Origin of the sequence: Pantoea anthophila (assembly GCF_006494375.1) — a bacterium.
GTDB lineage: Bacteria > Pseudomonadota > Gammaproteobacteria > Enterobacterales > Enterobacteriaceae > Pantoea > Pantoea anthophila.
Genome location: NZ_VHIZ01000037.1, coordinates 374,388 through 398,993 on the forward strand (window position 1 = coordinate 374,388; position 24,606 = coordinate 398,993).

Here is a 24,606-nt window from a genome sequence, read left to right on the forward strand (position 1 = left end):
AGTGCCGTATGGCCCCATTCAAAAAAATCACCGCGATATTACTGAGTGCGCTGCTGACCACACTGATGGCCACCAGCAGTAATGCTGCAGAAAAATTTAAGGTCGTGACGACGTTCACTGTCATCGCGGATATGGCGAAGAACGTGGCGGGTGACGCTGCGGAGGTGACCTCAATCACTAAACCGGGGGCTGAGATACATGAGTATCAGCCAACCCCGGGCGATATAAAACGCGCGCAGGGCGCACAGCTCATCATGGCGAACGGCCTCAATCTGGAGCGCTGGTTTGAGCGGTTTTATCAGCACCTGGAGGGGGTGCCGGAGGTGATTGTTTCTGCCGGCATCACGCCAATCGGGATCGGCGAGGGGCCTTATAACGGTAAACCGAATCCACACGCCTGGATGTCACCGGACAATGCGCTGATTTACGTCGATAACATTCGCGATGCGCTGGTGAAATATGATCCGGCGAACGCGGAAACCTATCGCCAGAATGCCGCCGCCTATAAGCAGAAAATCAGTGCTGCGATCGCGCCTCTGCGCCAGCAGATAGCCGGGATCCCGGAGAACAAACGCTGGATGGTGACCAGCGAAGGGGCCTTTTCTTACCTGGCTCGCGATCTGGGGATGAAAGAGCTCTACCTGTGGCCGGTCAATTCTGACCAGCAGGGGACGCCGCAGCAGGTCAGAAAAGTGATCGATCAGGTCAGGAAGCAGGGCATCCCCGCAGTGTTCAGTGAGAGTACCGTCTCCGACAAGCCTGCCCGTCAGGTCGCCAGAGAAACCGGCGCACATTATGGTGGGGTGCTTTACGTTGACTCCCTGAGTCAGACTCAGGGGCCGGTGCCAACCTATCTGGATCTGCTCAGCGTGACGACGGAGACGCTGGTGAAAGGCCTTAAAGCCGGGGAGTCCGCGCAATGAAAGAGGCTATCGTGGTGTCCGATGTTACCGTCACCTGGCGCAACGGCCATACCGCGCTGCGGGATGCCAGCTTCAGCGTGCCGGGTGGATCGATTGCGGCGCTGGTGGGTGTGAATGGCTCGGGGAAATCCACCCTGTTCAAAGCGCTGATGGGATTTGTCCGGCTCGCCAGCGGCCGCATCTCGATTCTGGGCATGCCTACCCGCCAGGCGCTGCGTCAGAGTCTGGTGGCCTATGTGCCGCAGTCGGAAGAGGTGGACTGGTCTTTTCCGGTGCTGGTAGAGGATGTGGTGATGATGGGGCGTTACGGTCACATGGGCCTGCTGCGTCGCCCCAGAGCGCACGACCGGCAGAGTGTGACGGAGGCGCTGGCGCGGGTGGATATGCTCGAATACCGGCATCGCCAGATTGGTGAACTTTCCGGTGGCCAGAAGAAGCGGGTCTTTCTGGCGCGCGCTATTGCCCAGCAGGGCAGTGTGATCCTTCTGGACGAGCCTTTTACCGGCGTGGATGTTCAGACCGAGGCCAGAATCATCAGCCTGCTGGGCGAACTGCGCCATGAAGGCAAGACCATGCTGGTTTCCACGCATAATCTGGGGTCGGTGACCGCATTCTGCGACTACACCGTGATGGTAAAAGGCACCATTCTGGCCAGCGGTCCAACGGAGACGACGTTCACGGCTGCTAACCTCGAACGCGCATTCAGCGGCGTGCTGCGTCACGTTATGGTGAAAGGGCTGGATGATCAGATCATCACCGACGATGAGCGTCCCTTTATTGCGCCGCGCGGTGCACACCAGGAGGGGCGCTGACCATGGAACTGTTGCTGGAGCCCTTCAGTTACCACTATATGCTCAATGCGATGTGGATCTCCGCCATGGTCGGGGGACTCTGCGCTTTTCTCTCCTGTTATCTGATGCTGAAAGGCTGGTCGCTGATCGGTGATGCGCTGTCACACTCCATTGTCCCTGGTGTGGCGGGCGCTTATATGCTGGGCCTGCCCTTCGCACTGGGGGCGTTTCTCTCCGGTGGCCTGGCGGCGGGCAGCATGCTGTTGCTGAATCAGCGCACCCGCCTGAAGGAGGATGCGATCATCGGTCTGATCTTCTCCTCCTTTTTTGGTCTTGGCCTGTTTATGGTGTCGCTCAACCCGACAGCGGTAAACATTCAGACCATTGTGCTGGGCAATATTCTGGCCATTGCGCCTGCGGATATCCTGCAGCTGGCGCTGATTGGCGGCATCTCGATCGCGGTTCTGCTGGTTAAATGGAAGGATCTGATGGTGACCTTCTTTGATGAGCAGCACGCCCGGGCGATTGGTCTGCAGCCTGAACGGCTGAAAATCCTTTTCTTTATCCTGCTGGCGGTCTCAACCGTGGCGGCACTGCAGACGGTCGGCGCGTTTCTGGTGATCTGTCTGGTGGTGACGCCGGGGGCAACGGCCTGGCTGCTGACCGACCGCTTCCCGCGTCTGCTGGTCATTGCGGTGGCGATTGGCAGCCTTACCAGTTTCCTCGGCGCATGGGCGAGTTACTACCTGGATGGCGCGACGGGCGGCATTATTGTGGTCGCCCAGACGCTGCTCTTTCTGCTGGCATTCATCTTTGCACCGCGACATGGTCTGCTGGCTAACCGGCGTCGTGGCCGGCATCAGGCTAAAAAGGAGGCAGGCTGATGTGGATAGCTGAACCTTTTCAGTTCGCATTTATGAACAATGCGCTACTCATCGCGCTGGTGGTATCCATACCCTGCGCGTTGCTGTCGGTGTTTCTGGTGCTGAAAGGCTGGGCGCTGATGGGTGATGCCATGAGTCATGCGGTCTTTCCCGGTATTGTGCTGGCCTGGATGGTGGGGGCACCGCTGGCGGCAGGCGCGTTTGTGGCGGGGCTGTTCTGTGCTGTCGCCAGCGGCTTTTTGCAGGATAACAGTCGTATAAAGCAGGATACGGTGCTGGGGATTGTGTTCTCAGGCATGTTTGCGGTGGGGCTGATTCTTTATGTCGCGGTGAAACCAGAGGTGCATCTCGACCATATTCTGTTCGGGGACATGCTCGGTATTAACAGAGCGGACCTCATTCAGACGCTGATTATCGCCGTGCTTATCGTGCTGGTGATTGTGGTGAAATGGCGTGATTTTATGCTGTTCAGCTTCGACCCGCAGCAGGCACAGGTAAGCGGTCTGCCCGTGCGCTGGCTGCATTACGGCTTACTGTGTATGGTCTCGCTGACCATCGTCGCTACCCTGAAAGCGGTGGGGATTATTCTGTCGATCTCGCTATTGATTGCGCCCGGCGCGATCGCGATTCTGCTGACCCGACGCTTTTCACATGCCCTGCTGGTGGCAACCGGGGTATCCGTGCTGGTGTCGCTGAGCGGGGTTTATCTCTCGTTCTTCATCGACAGCGCGCCCGCGCCGACCATTGTGGTGCTGTTTGCCGCGGTATTTATCGTGGCGATGGTCGTGACAGGCCGAAAAACACGGCAGCGCGAGCGTCTTAAAGGTCATCATCACGGCAGCGATGCGGAAACGGGCTGAAGCCGAACCGGCCATCATCCGGGCGCGAATCTGTTCGGGAGCGTTGTCGGTTGCAGACGGCAGCAGATCAGTGCAGGTGCCTGTGAACAAAAACGTCGCGCCCGGAGGGGACGCGACGTTTTTTTATTGCTGCTTACTGATTCCGGTTTTCAGGGGTGGGCTTTGTCGGTTCGGGCAACTCTTTACGTAGTTTTTCGACCTGTTCCGCTTTCACTGGAGGAGCCTGATTACCCCAGCTATTGCGGACAAACGTCACCAGGTCAGCCACCTCCTGGTCGCTGAGACGCCAGGCAAAATCTGGCATCGCCAGCCCGGTCACCGCATCCTTTGTAACCGCCATTTTGCCTCCTCGCAGCACAATGCTGATAACCGACGAAGGGTCATCACTCAGGACCGCAGAGTTACCGGCAAGGGAAGGGAAGGTTTTTGCATACCCCTTGCCATCGAGACGGTGGCAACCAGAACAGTTATCCATATAGAGTCTGGAGCCCGGCATGCTGACATCGCCCCTGATGAGTGCGGCGGTTGTCGCATCTTTGCGGGGTGCAGGAGGCGTTTCCGACGCCGATGAGCCGATTGATTTCAGATAGGTTGCAACCGCATTGAGATCGGACTGGCTCCAGTATTGCGTACTGTGCTCAATCACGTCGGTCATTGAACCAAAAGCAGCCGAGGTGTTGGTGCGACCTGTTCTCAGGAATAGCGCGATATCCTCGTTCGACCAGCCGCCCAGTCCCGACTTAACATTTCCCGTCAGATCGGGCGCGTGCCAGCCTTCCAGTGTTCCGCCGGTCAGATAACTTTTTCCCTGCTGATCCAGCGCTTTCTCCTGAAAAGCAATGCCGCGCGGCGTATGGCAGGTGCCACAGTGACCCAATCCCTGGACAAGGTAGGCACCCCGGTTCCACGCGTCGCTTTTCGTGGTGTCAGGCGCGTAAACCTTATCGTCGTGAAAAACGCTGTTCCATATGGCCAGAGGCCAGCGCATATTCAGCGGCCAGGGAATGTCGCTTTTTATGTTCTGCTGGTGTACGGGTTGAACGCCATGCATCATATAGTCATATAACGCATGCATATCCTCATCATTGATTTTGGCATAGGCCGTGTAGGGCATCGCCGGATAAAGATGACGTCCATCTTTCGCAATGCCCTCGCGTAAGGCTTTGGCAAAATCGTCGTAGGAATAGTCACCGATGCCGGTCTCTTTATCGGGGGTGATATTGGTTGAGTAGATCGCGCCAATTGGCGTCGACATCTTCAGCCCCCCGGTAAAGCTCGCCCTGCCCGCAATGGAGTGACAGGCAACGCAGTCGCCCGCTGTAGCAATATATTTCCCCTTGCTGATGTTATCCGGCGCAGTCTCTTCCGCAGCAGAGGCGAAGCTAAACAATAAAGTTAATAAGGGCAGTAACTTTACACAGGTTATCTTCATCGTCTTATTCCTTTAAGCCTGAACCATCGGGCCGGGGTTCTTCAGGTAGATCGTTTTTATGGCGTTCGCTGAAAAGAGCGTGGTCGCGCCGACGATTCCGGTTGGGTTATAGGCATGGTTTTGCGGGAAGCAGCTTGCGCCAGCCACGAAAACGTTGGAAACGTCCCAGCACTGAAGATATTTATTCACCACGCTGGTCGCCGGGCTGTCTCCCATGATGGCGCCGCCTGTGGTGTGAGTGGACTGATAAGGGCGAACGTCGTAGTGGGCAGAGAGGGACTTGAACCCCATATCGTAAGAGTCAGGTCCGATCGCTTTGACGATATTTTCCGTTTTGCCCGCCATGAACTGGGTCATCCTGAGTTCATTCTGCTGCCAGTCAAAGGTCATCCTTAACAGCGGCAGTCCGTAACCATCTTTGTAGGTCGGATCGAGGTCGAGGTAACACTGTTTGTAAGGCATAACGGAGGAGCTGACGCCAATGCTCATGTTATGTAAATAGCTGTCCCGGATGGCCTTTTTCCAGCCCGTTCCCCATTTGGGCGCGCTCTTCGGCGTGACCGTCTGTTCAATCGGGCGGCCACCGGTCACATGGGCAGAGACGGTGCTGCCGCCGATAAAGCCCACTCCGGCGTGATCGAAGTTTTCACTGTTGTAATTGTCTATATAGGCCCCTGAGGCACCGGTAGCGGCAAAGTGGTTAAACCACGTCTTTTCATTGAAGAAGAGTTTGGCGCCACCCAGCATCTGATAGGCATAATTCTTTCCAACCACGCCTTCGCCGGTTTCCGGATTGTAGGGTTGGCCAATCTTAGAGAGCAAAAGCAGCCGGACGTTATGGAGCTGGAAGGCACTGAGAATGACCACGGACGCGGGCTGCTCGACCTCACGGCCATTTTCATCGATATAGGTGACGCCGGTGGCCAGTTTGCCCGAACTGTCTTTGTTGACGCGTAACACATGCGATTTACAGCGCAGCTCAAAGTTGTCGTACTGCCTGAGCGCCGGAATAATCGTGGTTTGCGGTGACGCTTTTGAGTAGTTGTAGCAGCCAAATTTTTCACAAAAACCGCAATAGTTGCAGACGCCGAGTGCGACACCATAGGGGTTGGTGTAGGCTTCGGTGCATATCGCCGCCGGGCCGGGGAAGGGGTTATATCCCATCTCTTTCGCAGTTTTTTCAAACAGCATGGCGGAGTACTGATAAAGCAGCGGTTTAGTCGGGAAAGGATTCGCACGCTGCGCTTCGAACGGGTTACCGCCGTCAATGCGCTCTCCATTAAGATTTCCGGCCTGGCCTGAAGCCCCGCAGATCCGCTCAAACTTATCGAAATAGGGTTCCATTTCACTGTAGGTGAAAGGGTAATCCTGAAGGGTCATATCCCCCGGAATAAAGCTGGCACCATATTTCTCAGTGACGACCGTTTTCAGTCTGAGATCGGCTTCCAGAGGACGCCACAATAATCCATTCCAGTGAACGCCCGCTCCGCCGACACCATCGCCCGGCAGGAAAGAGCCCATACGGCGATAGGGCAGAGCCGTATCTTTAGTGGTGTGCCTGACCGTGACACTCTCTTTTGAAATGTTCTGAAAGAGTTTAAGTCTTACGCCGTAGGTTAACTCATCAACGATGCGCGGATAGGCGAAATCTGGATAAGTGTCCCGTTGCTCACCCCGTTCAAGCGCGACAATCTTCAATCCCGTTGACGCCAGTTCCATCGCCATCAGCGAGCCCGCCCAGCCAAAGCCAACAATGACTACATCAACCGGTTCTTTTTTAATCGTCATTTTAATGCACCATACTTACCAGAAATACTGACCGGACCTAAGGGATAAGGTTTGTCTGGATTCTCCATCACCTGAATAAAATCCGCGCGTGCGCCCGGAAAACCGATCAGTTTCCAGGATGCCATGGTCTGATTACCGCCATGTACGGGATCGGCTAAATAGCCCTCTTTCGTGTTTTGTAATAACTGAGAGAAAAAGAGTTTTCCGGAGAGAGCGTCGAGGCTTAATTTGCCGGCATCCAGGTCATGTAAAATGGTTTCCTGTTTGTCTCTGGCTAAATCGGCAAAATTATGCTGGAAATTATCGCGGCAATATTTATTCAGGCTGGCGATCCCTCTGCGGTAAATATCGCGCGGCACCAGATTAGTCTGGTAGCCCATTTCCGGAATCGACTCCTGAAAAGGGGGGCTCATATACCACAGGTAGCCATGACCGTAGGGGAGTTCCATCTGTCTGTCGATGTAGACCGGGACACCTTCACTTACCGCCCCGGGGCCGAACTCATCCTCAGGGATCAGCAGGTCGGTAGCCGCTAAAATGAACCGCCACTCGTCATTATTAAAAAATACCGGGACGTAATGAAACGTTTCCCCTTTTTCTTTGGCCGATGCGACCGCGCTGACTGCTGTTGTTCCCGCGACCGCGGCAATGGGAATGAGTGAAAATGTTTTCCGAAGAAATGATCGTCTGGATGACTTCATCTGGCGCTCTTTTAAAATTTATACCGATTCTTCCTGAGCACAGAGATATTCCTTTCTGTACCCGTTTCCTTTGCTCGCCCTTATCTGAAAAAGGACATAATTAATAACGTTGCGTAATTTTTGTTGTGCAATCATCAACTTCAGATTGTGTCTGAGCCTTCCTGGCGGACATAAAAATGAATCCCTGCTGTTTCCATTGATTTTATCCAGTAAAACACCGTTTCGCCTAGTGAAACAGGTGAGTTTTGTTATACATAAGTTTAACAAGGATGTTTTTTTGTTATTAATGTTGTCAGTTTGTTGCGGAGGCTTGACGACAGGCGGGATTTTTCACAACACCACCAGCCGCCTGACAGCAAAAGGCCAGGGCAGTAAATCCACCCTGGCCTGCTGGATCAGATCAGTTAAGCGTACAGATTATGCTGAATGAGGAGATCAGCCAGCGAACCCTCATGGCTGGCAGAGGGGGTGTGATAAAGATCGTATTGATGGCCTTCAATGTTTCGCTGCCCATCCTCACTCCAGACACCGCCTTCGGTGGTACTGAGCGTGACCGGATTGCCCTCTGCCTCTTTTATCGTCATCAACTCACGGGTATCGCCAGTCAGCGGTAACTGCTCTTTTTGCTCCGGCGTAACGCTGTTGCTGCTGAAGGCATTCAGGTCGATGACCCCGCTATTGATGACTGACAGCCCGAGCGAGGCAAAGTCCAGCGCCTCGTGCGAGCCGTTTGGCATCAGGGTGTCGTGACCGGCAACGCTGTCCAGATGGGTAAGCAGATTTAACAGAGAAGACGAGGGCGTTTCACCGCTTGGTGTCTCTGGTGTGTCGCTATGGCCATCACTGTTGTGATGAAAGGAAGTGCTATCCATCGCGCGCGCAAGTGCTGGCTGTGGATCGGACGTATAAAGCTCGACGACGTGCGAAACGTGGTTAACGTTACCTGCCGCATCGCGAATGCTTGCGGTAAGCATATACTCGCCCGGTTCAGCGGTGTGCGTATTCAGCGCCTCAGGCTGAACGGACCATTTGCCTTTGCTGGTAACGGTGGTTTGCCACTGGTGGTCACCCAGACTGACTGTGACGATATCGCCCGCTTCACCTGTGCCAGATATCCGCTGCTGCAGGCTGCCAGCATTAAGATCGATTTTCTGTCCTTCTGTCAGATGGGTAAAAGCGATTCTGGGGGCGCAGGCATCTGCCTGATAGGTCGTGGTTATCGTAGCCGTGTGGCCTGTTGCGTCAGTCGCGGTCACGACAATGTCGTGCTGACCATGACCGAACCCTTTTTTCATTGTCTCCGGCGTCAGGGACAGGTTCCAGTGACCGTCGTCACTGACTTCAGCAAGGTGATGTTTGCCGCCAGTCATCACGGTGACCGTCTGACCACTACCGGTTACGCCAGTAGTGCCGGTCAGCGTTGCGCCCTCTTTTTTCTCTGCACGATTGAGCCAGCCGTCACCAAATGGGGTATCAATGACAGGGTCAGGCTCGCCGGGGTGATCCACCACGGGCGGGGTACTGCCGCCGTCGGTGGGATTATCGGGCACTGACGGCACCGGGTCGCCGCTGTTGTCACTGACCGGTGAAGTCATGTCGACCGTAACGTAGCCACCCTGTTCAAACCAGTTTCCCGCGCCATCCAGCACGCCAAACGACAGGCTGTTGCCGCCCTGAGAGAGCTCTGACGCGCTGATTTCTGCCCGCCAGCTGCCATCAGGCTGGATCACCGCATAATTCCAGTGAAAGGTATCATCAACCTGTACCGCAAAGGTCTGGAGCGGCAGCGGCGCTTCAAGCGTGCCGCTGATGACGTACCAGGTCTCACCGTCATGCTCTGTCTGATTTGCCTGAGTGATGTCGTTGACCGTCACCTTTGGGTTGCTGCTGTTGTAATGCGTAATCAGCAGCAGATCCTGGCTGAGGCTGGTACTGTTACCATTCTGATCCGTTGCGCTGACGTTAATGAGGTAGTTCCCGTCCTGGATAGTCCTGACGTCGCTGTCAGAGAGCTGAACCTGCCACTTATCCTGATAGACGCTGCCCTGCCAGGTTCTGCCGTCCAGGATCAGTTCAACCGGGGTACCGGAGGGGAGATGGGCAGCCGTACCGGAGAAGATAATGCCGTACATCCCCTCCTGATAACTCACCGCATTGTCGCCGGTGACCGGATCCAGCGTCAGCTGCGGTAACGCATCAGACGCATAGATTTGCACGCCTGCTGAGGCAGAGCGGCTGTTACCCGCTTCATCGGTTGCTTTGGCCACGACAGAGTAACTGCCTTCCTCCATCCCCTGCAGCGTTTCTGCAGGCACCGGGAACTGCCATTGACCGTTCTGATCGACGATGCCACTCCAGTGCAGGGCGCCAAAGGTAACCTCAATCGTGCTGCCCGCCTCACTGCTCCCGGCGATCACCAGCGCGCTGTTGATTTCCTGACTATCGATCACTCCATCCCCGGCCAGCGGATCAATCCTGACAAGCGGATCCTGCGTATCGGTAATAAAGGTTGCCTCACTGGTTCCAGACTGGCCCCAGCGATCGGTGGCGGTCACCGTGATGGTATGGTTCCCCTCTGCTAACTCTGCGTCGGCCAGCTGGAGGGCAGAGAGCGAGACTGACCAGTTGCCCAGGCTGTCCACGGTGCCCGCATAGTTAACCCCATCCACGTCAAGGGTGATCTTCTGGCCCGCCCCGGTCACGCCGGTAGAGCCGCTCAGCGTTACGGGCTCAAAGCGCTCACTGGCGTTCATCAGTCCATCGCCAAACGGCGTGTCGATGGTCGGCTGAGGCGGGGTTGCATCAGACGGCGGAACTGACGGCTCGACGGTGATCGCTTTGCTGGCGGTAGTCGTACCGCCAGCGCTGTTTTCAAAGGTGACGCTGATGCGGTTAGATCCGACCGGCAGCGCCTGCAGATCGGCAGCCGGCAGGATGACGCTCCAGCTGCCATCCGCTGCCAGGGTTGTCGTATAGGACTGACCATTCAGCATAATGGTCAGCGTGCTCTCTGCGGCAAGATTTTCTGTGGTGCCGCTGAACGTTTGTGATGTGAGTTTCTCTTCGGCGCTTAATACGCCGTCACCGGTAAAGCTGTTAATGGTTAAAGATGGCGGGGCACTCACGGGCGGAACCGGCGTGCCACCGTCGGCTGGTGGAGTATTGCCGCCATCCGCTGGATTGTCGTCGGTTATCGGCGGAACGCCACCCCCGCCCTCAACCGGCGTGGTGAGGTCAGCTGTGACATAACCACTCTGTTCAAACCAGTTTCCCGCACCATCCAGCACGCCAAACGACAGGCTGTTGCCACCCTGAGACAGCTCCGACGCGCTGATTTCCGCCCGCCAGCTGCCATCCGGCTGGATCACCGCATAATTCCAGTGGAAGGTATCATCAACCTGCACCGCAAAGGTTTTGAGCGGCAGCGATGTTTTTAGGGTGCCGCTAAGGAGATACCAGGTGTCTCCGTCATGCTGTACCGCATCCGCCAGCGTGATGTTATTAACGGTGACTTTTGGATTGCTGCCATTGTAGTGGGTGATCAGCAGCAGATTCTGACTCAGGCTGGTACTGTTACCCTCCGGGTCCGTTGCGCTGACTTTTATAAGGTGGTTGCCGTCCTGGATAGTCCTGACGTCGCTGTCAGAAAGCTGAACCTGCCACTTATCCTGATAGACACTGCCCTGCCAGGTTCTGCCGTCCAGCGTCAGTTCAATCGGAGTGCCGGAGGCAAGGTGCGCGGCGGTGCCGGTGAAGAGAATGCCGTAGATCCCCTCCTGGTAACTCACTGCATTGTCGCCGGTAACGGGATCCAGTGTCAGCGCCGGTAACGGGATAGCGGCAGTGGTTGCCTTCACGTCATCAGACGCAGCGTGCGCGCTTAAAGTGGAAATTTCAGCAGCGGACGCCAGCGTTAAGGTTGCGTTTTTTTCGCTGCTGCTAACCCCCGGAGTGACAGTTGCACCGTTTAACGCCGGATCTGTCGGAGCCAGGTAGAGGCTTTCTGTGGTTTCCACCGTTGATAAGGCGGGCTCAGGCTCTGCCACAGGCTGGGTCGGGAGGGGCGTTAAGGATTTCGCATGGTCAGAAGAATGCCACTCTGGTGTAAGCGTGGCGACACTCTGCGTATCGGCTGTGACATCCCGGCCAAATTGCGCCTGATGCAGTAAATTTCCCTCCTGAAAACGCAGCGTACTCTGCTGGCCTGCAAAATCAGTGAAGAAGTTCTGATAGCGAAGCGAGTCGCTTTCCTGCAGGTTGAGAATGAGGTCCTGCCCCTGTTTCTGATAAGAGGAAACCTGAGACGGCGGGCCCTGAAGCGTAATAATCGCGGGTTCATTCAGAACAGAGTGTAATTTGTCTGCAGTAAACTGAGACAGTGTCTGACCGTTTGTCAGCGAAACAACCGTGACGCGGCCCGTGCCTGAAAATGCCATGGAAATCTCCGTATATACCAGGTTGTGAGTAGGCGGTGCCTTTAAAATAAAGCGCGACTTTATTTATTTCAGGCACGCAACGGCCAGCGCCCAATAAAGTTATAGAGCCGGGCCCGGTACTCAACGGATCAGACATCATCCGCAGCAAGGATAAGGGTTAAAATCAGAGCCAGATTAACTATTCCGTTTGGAAGAGAGAATTTATCTGCTGGCAAGATAAAATAGCACCACTCATTGCAAGAGGTCGGGCGTCGGCTCATTTAAGCTTTATAGACTTTAACGACTTCTCGTCATTAAAAACGTGAACGGTTGACGCTGGGTAGAGATAAACTAATCCCCGTCTGCATGCGTGGCTATTAGGGAAAATCTGGAATTTTCCCGTTTTGCGTTAATGCTTCAGGGTGGTTTAAATATTCTTTGAAAAATTAGCCGGAAGCTTTTCATTTCACGGCTGAATTTCCCGGACGTTAAAACCATAAAATCTTATCCGTCCTGTGACTATTCTTCCGCTGCAGGGTTATCTTTTTCAGGAGAATAGTACTGATAAACGCATGCCAGCTTATGTCCGTCAGGATCGCGCAGATAGGCAACATAGAAATCGGGTCCGTACGCGGATCGTGTTCCTGGCTCGCCTTCATTCTTTCCTCCCGCAAGGAGGCCAGCGGCATGAAACCGTCTGACAGTGTCGGCGTTATCGGCGCTGAAAGCGAACATTGTTCCGTTTCCCGCCGTTGCGGGCTGACCGTCAAAGGTAGGACAGAGGCAGAAGCTGAATCCTTCATCCGGATTATTTCCTTTCCCCCACATTGCCCAGCCTTCTGTCCAGGCAGGCTGCCGTTCATAGCCCAGGACGTCGAACAGAGCGTTATAGAAGTCAACGGAGCGCTGAAAGTTATTGGTTCCTGTCGTGATATAAGCCAGCATTTTCTTGCCTCCTGTTACCGGTTGTGAGCAGACCTTTTACCTTTCAGAGTAGCAACCAATAATTTCCTCTGATATGCCTGTTAACGGTTTGGGGTGAGGGCTGACCTGATATCAGCAGTAACGTCGGCTTTCTGTTATCTGCTTTGCGCATTCCCTTACATTGCTCTCAGATAAAGAGTCTTTGCTTTATAAGATGGCGAATAAAACCTTTCTTTAACATTTGTATTGCACGACATGTGAAATAATTTTATTACTATTTAATCACTTATGCGCTGCTGCGCGCGGGATGCATTCATAAAACAGAATAAGGAGATTTATGACAACTAAACCCGTCGCAGAGGAGGGCGCGGCGCCAGGATTAATTCAGACGCTGAAATCTTTTCCGGCAACAGTTCATGCACTGCTCTTTTTTACGCTGGTCATCCGCTTCAGCTATTTCATGGCCTGGCCTTTTATCTCCGTGATCATGGCACAGCATTATCATATGTCACCGATTGCGATTGGCGTGGCGATGACCAGCAGCGCACTGTTTTCAGTGGTGCTGGGTATGTATGGCGAGCAGATCTCAGACAGGCTGGGTCGACGCGTCATTCTCCTCATGGGCTGTGGTTTTTCTGCGCTGGGCTATATCATTCTTGCTCAGGCCGCAGGCATCGGGCTGTTTTTCATTGGCCTGATGATCATCGGCATTTCCTTTGCCTGGGTTGACCCTCCTCTGCGCGCACTCATGAGTGATTTGCTGGTGGACCGCCGCCGCAGAGCGCTTGCCCTGCAAATGCGCTACTACCTTATCAACGTCGCCGCGGTATTTGGTCCGCTGACCGGAATTGCGTTCGGGCTTACCTCTCAGAAGGGCACATTCCTGATTACGGGTTTGTCGTATATCCCTTTTTTCGTTTACGTCCTGCTATTTGTGCCCGCGGGCAAATTGCTGAAAGCGCCACAGGCTGGCAGTGAGGTTTCATTAAAACTGCATCAGGTCGTACGTATTATTGCCAGGGACAAAATCTATATTGCCGCGCTGCTGTGCAGCATTTTGTGCAGTATTGTATTCATCCATTACGAAGCCATCCTGCCCCAGTATCTCCTTTTACTGGATGGGGACGCCGCCATAAAACTGGTAACTCTGATACTGGTGACGAATGCCTGCACCGTGCTGCTCTTTCAGACGTTTATCATGCGGTTTCTGGCACCGGTTTCCCTGCCAAAACGCATTCTTCTGGGCGGGGTAATTTTCGCACTTTCGCAAATCTGCTTTTTCTGTACGCGTTCGACGGAGATCTGGCTCTGGCTGACAGTGACCAGTTTGTTCAGTGTCGGAGAAGCGATCCTGATGCCGAACCTGAACATCCTGCTTGATCAACTGGCACCGGCAGCGCATCGGGGGGCTTATCTGGGTGCCTCAATGCTGTCGTCTCTGGGAATTTCTGTCGGGCCGTTAATCGGTGGGGTAATGCTGGCGATGACTGGCGCGGGTGTCTTCATCTGCACGGCTTTGCTTAGCCTGCTGATATGCGCAATTATTTATACTTACAGAGGTAAAATGCTGGCGCGTCTGACGGAGTGATCTCAACAGGCGTTGGCGGCCCGGGGGGCGCCCGGGTTATGCAGAAGCGCAGTGGGGCAGTATCTTCTGATCAGAGTGAAATAACCGGCCACGTTCGGCATCGGGTGAGGTTTTTTATTGCTGACAGGCGCGTTCGCAGGCGGGGTGGTGCGGTAAATAAATTCCCCGCCAGAGGTTATTCTTAGTGGAGGTTTTTTTTCACTTCGGCACAGGCCGGGGGACGCTGAGAATAGAGGTACTCGTATAAGAGCAGCATTCCTACCGGATTATCATCCAGATTTTCGAAATCCACATGAAGCTTATCCAGAAGATACTTCCTCAGATCGTCCGGGGTCATGTTTTTATGGGCAGCCAGTGCCCGGCACAACTGGGTCACGATCTCGCACTTCACTGCGTACGGCACTTCAGGATTATAAATTTCCGGAACGGTGTGGGTCTGATTCATTTCGATACCCCCTATAAACGCATGGTCTGACTGAGAGGACAGGGTGCCAGCTGATTTGAGATAAGATATAGCAAGGATAAGACCTGGTGTAAATTGAGAACCCTATTGCGGTTATGCACAGGGATTTGAGTTCGGGCAGGCTGCAGAGGACAGCCTGACAGCAATTTTATGTTAAACCCAACGTACAGAACCTGACATATTCCAAAATGCTCCCGCAGTTCAGGGATTTAAGAGCAAACGTTAAACAGGGGATTTAATTCATGATATTTAACATACGGGATGCGGATCTGACGGATTCAGGAATATTGAATGAGCTCGGCTACAACATTTATTGCTCTCCTAAGCCACATGTGGATTTCAGAATCCGAAATGAATGTATTTCTAGATGCTGAGTACTCGTATCCTGCGCTTGAAAAAAGTCTGCAAGATCCCAGCACATCGTGGTATCTGGCAGAAGCACATCACCCTATCGGCTTTGCAAAGATCACCTGGGAAAGCTGTATACCAGAGACTTCTATTTCAGGTGTCTTACTTAATAAGCTATATCTGATACCCACAGAGACGGGTAAGAACTACGGAAAGATGATGTTTGAAAGATTCATAGCAATTGCGCAAAACCGTGGAAAAAAGTACCTGTGGTTGGAAGTACTTGAGCAGAATGAGCGTGCTTACAGATTCTATGAAAAACAGGGGATGCTACATGTCAAAGACACAGTTCTCAGCACAGCTTCCCAACAGAGCACGCTAAAGATAATGGGGATGCCTATCTGAGTTCGCAGCCGGGTTGTAATCTTTCAATGTGGTGGTAATAATCTGACGTCGAGTTTATGACGTTCGCTTTTCACTTATAGCGGACCTTCAACCTATAAGAATGCCATTTTGTGCCAGAAGCGGACTTCTTAATATATTTCTTAAGCGAGATTCCTCGAGTAGCCGCTAACGCGCATGTGTACTCGCATTTATTCCATTGAACCAGCGCGATGACAGTGACAACCGGGCTATTCTGGGCATTAACCCTTACACGACTACAAAGCCAGAGTATGCCGCTTATTCAGGTTGCACAGAGACGAGTCATAAGTCGCTGATGCCTGACTGCATTGAAGCCTGAGAAGTCAGCCGGCGCTGGCCGGCTGATTCGCCCTTTTACAACGAATGAATCACGTCGTTTATTTAAGATGTTCCTTCAGCTCTGCTGACGCCTGGCTAATCGCCGTTCGCACCGTTGGCTCTTTACTCAGGGCATTCAGCAAACCAAAGTCATGGATCATGCCGTTATAGCGCGTGACGGTTACCGGCACACCAGCAGCATCCAGTTTTCGGCCAAATGCTTCCCCTTCATCACGCAGTACATCCAGCTCGGCAGTCTGAATCAGCGTTGGCGGTAAACCCGCCAGCTCGGCTTTGGTTGCGCGCAGCGGCGAGGCCAGAATGTTACTCCTCTCCTTTTCTGAGGTGGTGTAGTTGTCCCAGAACCACTTCATCATGTTTCGCGTCAGAAAATAGCCGTTGGCGAATTGCTGGTAAGAGGCATCATCGAAATGAGCATCGGTAACAGGCCACAGCATCACGTCGTAGCGAATTGCCGGTGATTTATGTTGTTTAGCCTGTAACGCGACGGCAGCAACCATATTTCCGCCCACGCTGTTCCCCACCAGTGCCAGACGCTTACCGTCCACGCCAATTTCACTGCCATGTTCGGCCACCCATTTTGTTGCCTCGTAAGCCTGCGTAATCGCAACCGGATAACGGGCTTCAGGTGAAGGTGTGTAGTTCACAAATACCGCCGCTGCACCGGACTCATTAACGAGATCGCGAACCAGACGCTCGTGTGTAGGAAAGTCACCCAGTACCCAGCCACCGCCGTGGAAAAACATGAACACCGGTAACTCGCCAGAGGCACTGGCAGGTTTCACTATCGTCAGCGTCAGCGGTTTACCCATCACCGTGATGGTTTTTTCAGCGATCCGGGCGGGCGGCAGTGGGGCACCTTTCTGCGCCCCGGTCAGTACTGCGCGGGCCTCTTCAGGGGATAAGGTCTCCATGGGCTTTCCGCCACTGCTGTTCAGTGCGCTGAGGAACGTCGCCACGCCAGCGGTAGGTTGCGGCACGTTTTCAGCAGAATCTGCCCAGGCTGACGTCATCTGACTGGCTAACAATAAAGCACCTGCGGTAATTTTCACTTTCATGACGGCTTTTCTTATGTTTGCTATTAAGTAGTGTGCTATTTACTTTGGCTACACTGACAGCAAATGACCTTGTTGTAAACTATTAAATAGCGAGCGATGTAGATGGTGATGTTATCGCAACAGAAGGAACACTTCGGACTGATTCCCGTCCGGACAAGACAGGAGAGGGGCGCGACCAGACATGCGGACCGGTTAAACTTTACGGCTCAGCTAATTTGTTGATTAAGGATACAATGTGTCCTTCGTTCTGCCTCTTCGCGCAATTTCTTCCAATACGAATTACCGATCGGCTGCTTAACTGGTCGGGTAAACGGGGATGTTAAGACGATTAGAGGCTTTACATTATGATCGAGTTTTCGAATGGCTTCTTACTGAGCCTTTCATTGTGTCTTGATATCGGGATTGCCAATATTGCGATGATCACCCTTGCCATGCAACGCGGATATTTTCATGGTTTCTGGCTGGGAATGGGGACGTGTGTGGGTGATCTGGCATATGCACTACTGGCGCTGGCGGGCATGGCCGTACTGCTTCAGTATGAAGTCGTGCGCTGGATACTGTGGATCGGGGGTGGCGCGATGCTTCTCTGGTTCGCAGGCAAAATGCTGATAGCTGCTTTCAGAAACGCTTCGGAGCCTGACGTGAGCGAAACGCATCACTCCCGCCCGCTCATACGTGAATTCGGGCGCGGTGTAGTGCTCGCCATGTCGTCTCCCTCGGCCATTCTCTGGTTTGCGACCGTGGGCGGTGCGCTGATCTCCCGGATGGGTCCGCACAATGTTGCCGCTACCTCCTGGTTTCTGGGAGGATTTTTCATTGCGGGCATGTTCTGGACGTGTGTCCTGTGCCTGGTGGGAAGTTTTGGCGGCAAACTGCTGGGTCAACGCCTGCTTAAATATTCCTTTATCGCCTCGGCGATCATATTCAGCTATTTTGCGCTTTACGTGATTGTCTCAGGGTACCGGGAATTTATAGTGGCCTGATCTGACCTGCGAAGCATAGTGATGGGGGGTAATTCCCATCACTTTGCGAAATGCATTAATGAAATGACTCTGATCGTAAAATCCCAGCCTGAGAGCTGCATCAAGCGGATGCACATTTCTGCGAAGCAGGTCGCGGGCATGGTGCAGACGAAGCTGCATGTGATATTGCAGAGGCGGCATACCTGTGTGCCGGGTGAAGGCGCGAACGAGATGATATTTACTCAGACCTGCCAGCTGAGCGAGCATCTCCAGCTGCGGTCTTACGCTAAGATGCTCCCGCAGGTAGCCAATAACAAGGTTGATTTTCTGCTCGTCCCCCTGCTGAATAAGAGCTGGCGACTCAAGCAGTTCACCACAAAGTAAAATCAGTTCCTGCTCCTCATCCATGCCCCGACCAAGCCGGGCCGATGATGCAAAACGGGTCAGCGCGTCAAACAGGCGGGTGTTGTTGATTATGCCTTCGCGCAGAACCGGGGCTTCGTGAGCGCTATTGAAATTCTCCTCCTCAGCCAGCTTTTTTATCAGAGCCTGAGGTATGTGTACGCTGACAAATTCAACTGCGTGAGTATCAAAACGTGAAGCCTGAATCGTTCCCGGATTGTATAAGGTAACCTGTCCACTTTTGACATAAGCGGTTTTTCCCGCCAGCCAGATTTCCTCTACCCCCGTCAGGTTTGCACTGATGACATATTCATCGTGGAGATGTTTCGGAAAGCCAGAGTTACGGGCTCTGACCCGTGAACACTCTATGCCATTCCGGCTAAACCACTCTGCGGATTCTAATGACAATGCTTCTGGCCTTATTCAGCATTCAGGAATAGTTATTGATAAAACCATTTACTGAGTGCCTTATCAATAGATGTAATTCCTTCAGGCACGGTCCACTGGTGTCAGGAGATTGCCAGCTCTGGACGACTGCCCAGAATTAGATACGTCTGTCGATAGTCAGTCTGGGATGGGAGAATGTTTAATGCATCGACGATGAGGTCATGCCATGAAGAAGGTCTCATTCGTCCTTTTTGTCGAACTTTTGCCATGCTTTAACCACCTGACCAGACTGCGCACCCCGGTAACGTTGGGTTGCGATTCCGGCGCATCATCAGGCAGGGGTAAATCAGAGGGATTCAGGATTTCCACCATCGCGCCCATGCCGTCAGCAGACGACCGGCTTACTCTGTGGCATAGCTGAGCCATAAAAGATCAGGATTGATGGTGGCTCCCGCTTCAGCAATGCGCTGATCAAAGCATTCAGTGTCCAGGCTGAAAATTGTTCCATTTTCTTCTGCTGAGGAATTGGGTGATTTTAAACTCAACACATATGAACTAACATATATGTTTTCGAAGGCGCGGAGTGGAAAATGCTACAGCCTGTTCAGCTTTTTAAAATCCTGTCGGATGAAACACGGCTCGCCATCGTGATGCTTCTGCGGGAATCCGGAGAACTGTGCGTATGCGATATCTGTGCAGCCACGGCCGAATCACAGCCCAAAATATCACGCCATATGGCGCTTCTTCGCGAGGCGAAGCTTGTGCTTGATCGTCGTGAAGGTAAGTGGGTCCACTATCGTCTGTCACCGCATATACCGGCGTGGGCCGCTGAGACAATCACGACGTCCTGGCAGTGCCTGCGGGAGGAGGTGCGAGAATGGCTGGCAAAATCGGCCTGCACCTCCTGCTGAGGCTGGAAACATATTCACGTAATCATATGTAATGGAGTCTGAAATGTTACTGGCTGGAGGGATATTTCTACTGACGCTGATACTGGTGATCTGGCAACCCAGAGGGCTGAGTATTGGCTGGAGCGCAAGTATTGGAGCTGCGCTGGCGCTCGGAACCGGCGTCATCCATATCGCTGATATTCCCGTCGTCTGGAATATCGTCTGGAATGCGACAGCGGCATTCATTGCGGTCATCATCATCAGCCTGCTGCTCGATGAGTCCGGCTTCTTTGAATGGGCCGCTCTGCATGTCTCCCGCTGGGGTAACGGACGTGGCCGCCTTTTGTTTACCTGGATAGTCCTGCTGGGTGCCGCTGTTGCTGCATTGTTTGCCAATGACGGTGCCGCGCTGATCCTGACGCCAATTGTTATTGCGATGCTGCTCGCGCTGGGATTCAGCCAGGGCACAACACTGGCCTTTATCATGGCGGCAGGATTTATTGCAGATACGGCCAGTCTGCCGCTCATTGTTTCTAACCTGGTCAATATCGTCTCGGCAGACTTCTTTGACCTGGGCTTTACGCAGTACGCCGCCGTTATGGTGCCCGTGAATCTGGCAGCGATTGTGGCCACGCTGGTCATGCTGCATCTCTTCTTCCGCAGGGATATTCCGGCGACCTATGACGTTTCGCTGCTGAAGACGCCAGCCAGTGCGATAAAAGATCTGGCAACCTTCAGGGCGGGCTGGATCGTCCTGTTATTGTTGCTTGTCGGTTTCTTTGTTCTGGAACCGTTGGGGATCCCGGTCAGTGCGATAGCAGCGGCTGGCGCAGCAGTGCTGTTTGTGGTGGCGAAAAGAGGTCATGCCATTAACACCGGGAAAGTCCTGCGCGGTGCACCCTGGCAGATCGTTATTTTCTCGCTTGGCATGTATCTGGTCGTCTATGGCCTGCGCAATGCAGGGCTTACGGAGACCCTGTCTGGCGTGCTGGATCTGCTGGCAGACAAGGGTTTATGGACAGCGGCGTTCGGTACCGGCTTCCTGACGGCGTTTCTCTCATCAGTGATGAACAATATGCCGACAGTTCTGATTGGCGCGCTGTCGATTGACAGCAGCACGGCGACCGGTGTCGTCAAAGAGGCAATGATTTATGCCAACGTGATTGGCTGCGATTTAGGGCCGAAAATCACCCCGATTGGCAGTCTGGCTACCCTGCTGTGGCTGCACGTGCTTGCCCGGAAAAATATCACGATTACCTGGGGATATTACGTGCGAACCGGCATTGTCATGACTGTGCCCGTCCTGTTTGTCACTCTGGCGGCGCTGGCGTGGCGGCTCTCTGTCACTTTGTAATGAGATACTGATATGAGCAACATAACCATCTATCACAATCCAGCCTGTGGCACCTCACGCAACACGCTGGAAATGATCCGCAACAGCGGCAACGAACCTGCAATAATTTATTATCTCGACACGCCCCCGGCCCGTGATGAGCTGGTCAAACTTATTGCAGATATGAGGATTACGGTGCGCGCCTTGCTGCGTAAAAACGTTGAGCCTTATGAACGTCTGGGTCTTGATGAAGAGACATTCAGTGATGAGCAGTTGATTAATTTCATGCTTCAATATCCGCTTCTGATTAATCGACCGATAGTGGTTTCGCCGCTGGGCACTCGTCTTTGCCGCCCTTCAGAGATCGTGCTGGATATTCTGCCGGAAGGTCAGAAAGGCGCGTTTACAAAAGAGGATGGCGAGAAGGTTATTGACGAAACGGGGAAGCGGGTAAAGTAATCCGTCCACTTCAGGTGAACGGACGCCTGGTGACGCTATAGGGCGTCCGCTTTTCGCTCAAGGCTAAGCTCATTTATATATGGGGCCAAAGAGTTAAGGGCTGTGGTTGGGCTAAACCCCGGCTCGACTGTGGCATTTTTTCAGTGACAGGGAGTAAACATGGAAGTAACAGTAGAAATATGTCCGCCAGATGAATGGGAATCCATGGTGAAAATTTTTACCGAGATGGAAGAGCACTACTATGGTAAGGGCATTATTCAGGAAGCACTGTTGAAGCATTATCTCAGTAACCGACTCTTCAGTCCGCTCTCCGCTACGCTGGTGCTCAGGGCGCGTCGCGATGCTGAAGTCACTGGGCTGGCGTGTTGCACTATTCTCTATCCCTCGCCGCGGTACAGTGGCGAAATGCACATTAAAGAGCTGTATGTCTCCCGGCGTGAGAGAGGTAAGGGCACGGGTAAATCCCTCATGCGTTTTATGGCGAAACTCGCTCTGAAGCATGAGTGTCGTAGCCTCAGCTGGAATGCCGAGAAATCAAACGCTGAAGCAAACGGTTTTTATCAGTCATTAGGGGGCAAAATAAATAGCGATATCGTGAATTATTATCTTCATGGTCACCTCCTCAGTGAACTGGCTTCCGGCAGTCCGGCACTGTCTGGCGACTCTGCCGGTCAGGCTGTCGCACCGATTTGGCCTGCGAGCAGGGCAGAGGGACCTGCGGAATAGTGATGTCGGGTCCGGAGTGCCAGAAGCGGGCCAGTCGCCTGCACGCTGCCTGGGTAAGCATTCACGGCCAGGGGTGTGTATGTATGCTGGCTGAGAAAATCGCGAAGTCAGAAAAGGGCTTCTTTAATGCTGATTTCCTCTACCCGAAGGATTGAGGACATGTCGAAACCTTTCATGTCAGACCTGAAGGCCTCGCTGGTCATATACTCCTGATTTATAGCCTGTATGTCGGCTCCCTCCTGATAGGTCACGGTGGCAATGACCTGACACTCATCACTCAGATAGACATGATTGACATATATATTAAAAGCGGGAAGAGAAATCATATGCCGGGGCCAGTGTGTACGGAAATAAATTTCTGCTGACTGTCTGTCTTTGAGTGTGTAAATCCTGACCTGTTTCATCTCATCCATCCTGTTGTGGTAGTTTTCATAAAAACGACCCGCCAAAGCATACTCACTTTATTTTTAGTAAATTAGCAAAAGACCACTTTTCGCCAGGCTATGACATTTATAGCGAGGATTTTTTTAAATTCGCGGATACGTTTCTTCTCTGAGCACCTCTGAAATAACACTCAGTACGAATTTAAGATGCTGACAAGGCCGGCGTAAATGATGGAGTGAGGCGAAGGGGCCGAAGGCAGAATGTTTTATCTGATGCACATCAGTGCAGACACCTCTGCAAGGTGTCTGCACTTTTCAGACGTTATGCGTCGCCATCTCCGCAACCCACACCCAGTGACGGATCGTCACAGCTTTTGTTAATCTCCAGATGGTGATGCCAGGCGGCCAGTTTTACCGCGCTTGCATCAACAGAAGCCCCCGGTTTTTTTACAGAAACGCTTCCGGCTGAAGCTGAATCAGGGGTTATCTGAGAAGGCTGCTCTTTGGCAAACGAAGCGCCCTGTATACCGGCCATGACGACTGCTGCTAAAGCTGTCGTTTTAAGCGCGTTTTTAATCACAGATGCCGACATAATAAATCCTCTTAGCTTGAGTAATGGGACGCTGTCAGCTCTGAGTTGAGCGCAGCGCGTGGGAAAAAAATCATAAATCTGAGCGCAGAACACGCGATATAAGCCATAGCAGGCAGGAGCCGGTTAATAAGCATGTCTGCCATGAAATTTTATTAAGTCACTTACAGTGTATGGTTATTCAGATTATATGACTGGCGCGGCGCGGTCAGGGTCATCACTGACAAAGCGGGCACCTTCCTTTTTCAGAATAATCCTGAGCGCATTAACAGAACCGGAAACGCATTGCGTAAAGCAGGTATTAAGTCATTGTGACTTAAACTACCGTAAGTCACGTTTGGAAATATACTCACAAAAGCTGAGTTTGATGTTTCATTCTTTTTTATATCGTGTAGCGTTATTTCAGGGTGTTACATGAAACACAACCATGATGCTTAAATGACAGTCAGCGACTAAATCAGCGGTAAAAAATAAAGTCTCATATCAATAATCTGATAATAATTAGCTGCTTAATATTTAACAAGCATAGCATCCACTCAGTGAATTTTTTGTCATCATGTACAAACTCGAATAAAGCTATTTTCTTATTATGCCGTGCCGTCATGGAAAAATGTTGGGCATACTTTCAAACCTTTTCCACACGGCTTGTCGACTGAAATAGCACTAACGAAAAGGTGTCTCTTTGGCTGTCGAAGCTGGAACCAGCGGCCCCAGATAAATTTTGCGCGAGGTGGCATGCGACGTGCGCCGGATTCAGCAGGCAAACATCACTGCGCAGCGTTCCCCGGAAGGCACCGCATGGGAGCCGTGCCGCGTAACCGCCCGAAGCAAAAAGGGGCGCATCCGTCGCGGCATGTTTGCGAAGCTGAAAACTACAAAGTATCTGAAGGCGCAGGCGGGTTTAGACGCTGCTGAAGTTGCCTTTGTTCCGAGAGTGCAGAAGCTGGCCCGCGTCCATCACTACGGCCTGCGGGACCGGGTAAGCCGTCGCGGCCCGATAGTGAAATATGCAGAACGTCCGCTGCTGGGCGTGAACGGTGATGTGGAAAGCACGGTGCGTGAAACTCTGCTTCGTTGGATTTTGGGCTAGTCAGTGGATAAATATTAAGAAAAACATTAAATTCAGTGATGTTAGAAAATTGACATTTCACTGGAGATTGACTAAATATGGCAGAAAAAATGATATTCCTTTCCCATATTCACGAGGAGAAGGAGCTTGCAATCTTATTGCAAGAGACAATTGAAAATGAGTTTTCTGGATTCGTAACGGTATTTGTTTCATCAGATGGTTCATCCATACCAATCGGTAGTAACTTCCTGAATGCGATTAGAAAAGGATTAACAAAGTCTATTGCTGCAATTTATCTGATTAGCCCTAAATCCGTTAAGAGACCATGGATAAATTTTGAATTAGGTGCTGTCTGGTCTCGCAGTGCTATTAGCGAAGACAGCGGTAATGAGGAAATTCCAGCCATGCCTTTTTGTCATTCAGGAATCCATCCCAGTGCATTGCCACAACCGATGTGTAACCTGAATTC

Annotated in this window: 22 protein-coding genes and 1 pseudogene; 13 read left to right on the plus strand and 10 right to left on the minus strand. The window is 52.6% G+C overall.

Translation table 11 applies throughout. From position 1 onward, the window contains the following. The first annotated feature begins 8 nt into the window (after nucleotides 1-8). Genes FJW00_RS08920 through FJW00_RS08935 form a run of 4 tightly spaced genes read left to right on the plus strand, consistent with a single transcriptional unit; the run spans nucleotide 9 to nucleotide 3,458 of the window. Nucleotides 9-923, plus strand: coding sequence for a metal ABC transporter substrate-binding protein (locus FJW00_RS08920; RefSeq protein ID WP_140923650.1), 915 nt, complete (start codon nucleotides 9-11; stop codon nucleotides 921-923). Next, on the plus strand, nucleotides 920-1,735 hold the full coding sequence (locus FJW00_RS08925; RefSeq protein ID WP_140923652.1) for a manganese/iron ABC transporter ATP-binding protein: 816 nt from the start codon (nucleotides 920-922) through the stop codon (nucleotides 1,733-1,735). The genes FJW00_RS08920 and FJW00_RS08925 overlap by 4 nt, the downstream gene beginning before the upstream one ends. Before the next feature lie 2 nt (nucleotides 1,736-1,737). Continuing rightward, on the plus strand, nucleotides 1,738-2,598 hold the full coding sequence (gene sitC / locus FJW00_RS08930; protein ID WP_140923654.1) for an iron/manganese ABC transporter permease subunit SitC: 861 nt from the start codon (nucleotides 1,738-1,740) through the stop codon (nucleotides 2,596-2,598). Next, entirely contained in the window at nucleotides 2,598-3,458 is an 861-nt protein-coding gene (locus FJW00_RS08935; protein ID WP_140923656.1) for a metal ABC transporter permease, read from the plus strand. Before sitC ends, FJW00_RS08935 begins: the two co-directional genes overlap by 1 nt. Before the next feature lie 133 nt (nucleotides 3,459-3,591). On the opposite strand, the gene FJW00_RS08940 is transcribed toward FJW00_RS08935, so the two are convergent. From FJW00_RS08940 to FJW00_RS08960, 5 genes are all read right to left on the minus strand, one after another. Beyond that, nucleotides 3,592-4,890: a c-type cytochrome gene (locus FJW00_RS08940; RefSeq protein ID WP_140923658.1), complete on the minus strand. Its 1,299-nt coding sequence runs from the start codon at nucleotides 4,888-4,890 to the stop codon at nucleotides 3,592-3,594. A gap of 12 nt (nucleotides 4,891-4,902) precedes the next feature. Then, nucleotides 4,903-6,678 (minus strand): GMC family oxidoreductase, encoded by a 1,776-nt coding sequence (locus tag FJW00_RS08945; RefSeq protein ID WP_046102809.1) that lies wholly within the window; start codon nucleotides 6,676-6,678, stop codon nucleotides 4,903-4,905. Continuing rightward, nucleotides 6,675-7,379 carry a gluconate 2-dehydrogenase subunit 3 family protein gene (locus FJW00_RS08950; RefSeq protein ID WP_140923660.1) on the minus strand — a complete coding sequence of 235 codons (705 nt, stop codon included), beginning with the start codon at nucleotides 7,377-7,379 and terminating at the stop codon, nucleotides 6,675-6,677. The genes FJW00_RS08945 and FJW00_RS08950 overlap by 4 nt, the downstream gene beginning before the upstream one ends. A gap of 404 nt (nucleotides 7,380-7,783) precedes the next feature. Next, nucleotides 7,784-11,815, minus strand: coding sequence for an Ig-like domain-containing protein (locus FJW00_RS08955; protein ID WP_140923663.1), 4,032 nt, complete (start codon nucleotides 11,813-11,815; stop codon nucleotides 7,784-7,786). 498 nt (nucleotides 11,816-12,313) lie between these two features. Further along, on the minus strand, nucleotides 12,314-12,739 hold the full coding sequence (locus tag FJW00_RS08960) for a VOC family protein (RefSeq protein ID WP_140923665.1): 426 nt from the start codon (nucleotides 12,737-12,739) through the stop codon (nucleotides 12,314-12,316). A 316-nt stretch (nucleotides 12,740-13,055) separates the two neighbouring features. Between FJW00_RS08960 and FJW00_RS08965 the strand changes: the two genes are divergently transcribed. Then, the gene (locus tag FJW00_RS08965; RefSeq protein ID WP_140923667.1) at nucleotides 13,056-14,306 is read left to right on the plus strand and encodes an MFS transporter; all 1,251 of its coding nucleotides are present in this window, start codon (nucleotides 13,056-13,058) and stop codon (nucleotides 14,304-14,306) included. Between the two features lie 181 nt (nucleotides 14,307-14,487). Here the strand turns inward: FJW00_RS08965 and FJW00_RS08970 are convergent, their stop codons facing one another. Next, nucleotides 14,488-14,751, minus strand: a complete 264-nt coding sequence (locus FJW00_RS08970; protein ID WP_140923669.1) for a hypothetical protein — start codon at nucleotides 14,749-14,751, stop codon at nucleotides 14,488-14,490. A 309-nt stretch (nucleotides 14,752-15,060) separates the two neighbouring features. On the opposite strand from FJW00_RS08970, the gene FJW00_RS08975 reads away from it, so the two are divergent. Beyond that, a complete protein-coding gene (locus FJW00_RS08975; RefSeq protein WP_309147967.1) occupies nucleotides 15,061-15,522 on the plus strand; it encodes a GNAT family N-acetyltransferase in 462 nt (153 codons plus the stop codon). A 395-nt stretch (nucleotides 15,523-15,917) separates the two neighbouring features. Here FJW00_RS08975 and FJW00_RS08980 read toward each other — a convergent pair whose 3' ends face one another. After that, nucleotides 15,918-16,937 (minus strand): alpha/beta hydrolase, encoded by a 1,020-nt coding sequence (locus FJW00_RS08980; RefSeq protein ID WP_140923671.1) that lies wholly within the window; start codon nucleotides 16,935-16,937, stop codon nucleotides 15,918-15,920. Nucleotides 16,938-17,281: 344 nt separating this feature from the next. Here FJW00_RS08980 and FJW00_RS08985 point away from each other — a divergent pair, with 344 nt between their 5' ends. Continuing rightward, the gene (locus FJW00_RS08985; protein ID WP_058957053.1) at nucleotides 17,282-17,920 is read left to right on the plus strand and encodes a LysE family transporter; all 639 of its coding nucleotides are present in this window, start codon (nucleotides 17,282-17,284) and stop codon (nucleotides 17,918-17,920) included. Here FJW00_RS08985 and FJW00_RS08990 read toward each other — a convergent pair. Next, entirely contained in the window at nucleotides 17,891-18,709 is an 819-nt protein-coding gene (locus FJW00_RS08990; protein WP_140923673.1) for a helix-turn-helix transcriptional regulator, read from the minus strand. The genes FJW00_RS08985 and FJW00_RS08990 overlap by 30 nt on opposite strands. A 569-nt stretch (nucleotides 18,710-19,278) precedes the next feature. On the opposite strand from FJW00_RS08990, the gene FJW00_RS09000 reads away from it, so the two are divergent. The 4 genes from FJW00_RS09000 (at nucleotide 19,279) to FJW00_RS09015 (ending at nucleotide 22,096) form a co-directional block, all read left to right on the plus strand. Beyond that, nucleotides 19,279-19,599 carry a transcriptional regulator gene (locus FJW00_RS09000; protein WP_009092791.1) on the plus strand — a complete coding sequence of 107 codons (321 nt, stop codon included), beginning with the start codon at nucleotides 19,279-19,281 and terminating at the stop codon, nucleotides 19,597-19,599. 43 nt (nucleotides 19,600-19,642) lie between these two features. Continuing rightward, a complete protein-coding gene (locus FJW00_RS09005; RefSeq protein ID WP_140923675.1) occupies nucleotides 19,643-20,932 on the plus strand; it encodes an arsenic transporter in 1,290 nt (429 codons plus the stop codon). A gap of 12 nt (nucleotides 20,933-20,944) precedes the next feature. Continuing rightward, nucleotides 20,945-21,370: a glutaredoxin-dependent arsenate reductase gene (arsC, locus tag FJW00_RS09010; RefSeq protein WP_140923677.1), complete on the plus strand. Its 426-nt coding sequence runs from the start codon at nucleotides 20,945-20,947 to the stop codon at nucleotides 21,368-21,370. 159 nt (nucleotides 21,371-21,529) lie between these two features. Continuing rightward, on the plus strand, nucleotides 21,530-22,096 hold the full coding sequence (locus FJW00_RS09015; RefSeq protein WP_140923679.1) for a GNAT family N-acetyltransferase: 567 nt from the start codon (nucleotides 21,530-21,532) through the stop codon (nucleotides 22,094-22,096). 107 nt (nucleotides 22,097-22,203) lie between these two features. Here the strand turns inward: FJW00_RS09015 and FJW00_RS09020 are convergent, their stop codons facing one another. Both FJW00_RS09020 and FJW00_RS09025 read right to left on the minus strand, forming a co-directional pair. Further along, a complete protein-coding gene (locus tag FJW00_RS09020) occupies nucleotides 22,204-22,500 on the minus strand; it encodes a hypothetical protein (protein ID WP_046102796.1) in 297 nt (98 codons plus the stop codon). Between the two features lie 301 nt (nucleotides 22,501-22,801). Continuing rightward, nucleotides 22,802-23,071: a hypothetical protein gene (locus FJW00_RS09025; protein ID WP_140923681.1), complete on the minus strand. Its 270-nt coding sequence runs from the start codon at nucleotides 23,069-23,071 to the stop codon at nucleotides 22,802-22,804. A gap of 671 nt (nucleotides 23,072-23,742) precedes the next feature. Here FJW00_RS09025 and FJW00_RS09030 point away from each other — a divergent pair. Together FJW00_RS09030 and FJW00_RS09035 are read left to right on the plus strand one after the other, a co-directional pair. Then, nucleotides 23,743-24,158 (plus strand): annotated as a pseudogene (locus tag FJW00_RS09030) (phage virion morphogenesis protein). A gap of 77 nt (nucleotides 24,159-24,235) precedes the next feature. After that, a partial coding sequence (locus FJW00_RS09035) for a toll/interleukin-1 receptor domain-containing protein (RefSeq protein WP_140923684.1) occupies nucleotides 24,236-24,606 on the plus strand: 371 nt, incomplete at its 3' end.

Coding starts and splice junctions, on each gene's coding strand:
- FJW00_RS08925 (WP_140923652.1), top strand. CDS start 920: ATGAAAGAGGCTATCGTGGTGTCCGATGTTACCGTCACCTGGCGCAAC.
- FJW00_RS08945 (WP_046102809.1), bottom strand. CDS start 6,678: ATGACGATTAAAAAAGAACCGGTTGATGTAGTCATTGTTGGCTTTGGC.
- FJW00_RS08955 (WP_140923663.1), bottom strand. CDS start 11,815: ATGGCATTTTCAGGCACGGGCCGCGTCACGGTTGTTTCGCTGACAAAC.
- FJW00_RS08950 (WP_140923660.1), bottom strand. CDS start 7,379: ATGAAGTCATCCAGACGATCATTTCTTCGGAAAACATTTTCACTCATT.
- FJW00_RS09020 (WP_046102796.1), bottom strand. CDS start 22,500: ATGAAACAGGTCAGGATTTACACACTCAAAGACAGACAGTCAGCAGAA.
- FJW00_RS09025 (WP_140923681.1), bottom strand. CDS start 23,071: ATGTCGGCATCTGTGATTAAAAACGCGCTTAAAACGACAGCTTTAGCA.
- FJW00_RS09005 (WP_140923675.1), top strand. CDS start 19,643: ATGTTACTGGCTGGAGGGATATTTCTACTGACGCTGATACTGGTGATC.
- FJW00_RS08960 (WP_140923665.1), bottom strand. CDS start 12,739: ATGCTGGCTTATATCACGACAGGAACCAATAACTTTCAGCGCTCCGTT.
- FJW00_RS09000 (WP_009092791.1), top strand. CDS start 19,279: ATGCTACAGCCTGTTCAGCTTTTTAAAATCCTGTCGGATGAAACACGG.
- FJW00_RS08980 (WP_140923671.1), bottom strand. CDS start 16,937: ATGAAAGTGAAAATTACCGCAGGTGCTTTATTGTTAGCCAGTCAGATG.
- FJW00_RS08985 (WP_058957053.1), top strand. CDS start 17,282: ATGATCGAGTTTTCGAATGGCTTCTTACTGAGCCTTTCATTGTGTCTT.
- sitC (WP_140923654.1), top strand. CDS start 1,738: ATGGAACTGTTGCTGGAGCCCTTCAGTTACCACTATATGCTCAATGCG.
- FJW00_RS08920 (WP_140923650.1), top strand. CDS start 9: ATGGCCCCATTCAAAAAAATCACCGCGATATTACTGAGTGCGCTGCTG.
- FJW00_RS08965 (WP_140923667.1), top strand. CDS start 13,056: ATGACAACTAAACCCGTCGCAGAGGAGGGCGCGGCGCCAGGATTAATT.
- arsC (WP_140923677.1), top strand. CDS start 20,945: ATGAGCAACATAACCATCTATCACAATCCAGCCTGTGGCACCTCACGC.
- FJW00_RS08975 (WP_309147967.1), top strand. CDS start 15,061: ATGAGCTCGGCTACAACATTTATTGCTCTCCTAAGCCACATGTGGATT.
- FJW00_RS08940 (WP_140923658.1), bottom strand. CDS start 4,890: ATGAAGATAACCTGTGTAAAGTTACTGCCCTTATTAACTTTATTGTTT.
- FJW00_RS08935 (WP_140923656.1), top strand. CDS start 2,598: ATGTGGATAGCTGAACCTTTTCAGTTCGCATTTATGAACAATGCGCTA.
- FJW00_RS09015 (WP_140923679.1), top strand. CDS start 21,530: ATGGAAGTAACAGTAGAAATATGTCCGCCAGATGAATGGGAATCCATG.
- FJW00_RS08970 (WP_140923669.1), bottom strand. CDS start 14,751: ATGAATCAGACCCACACCGTTCCGGAAATTTATAATCCTGAAGTGCCG.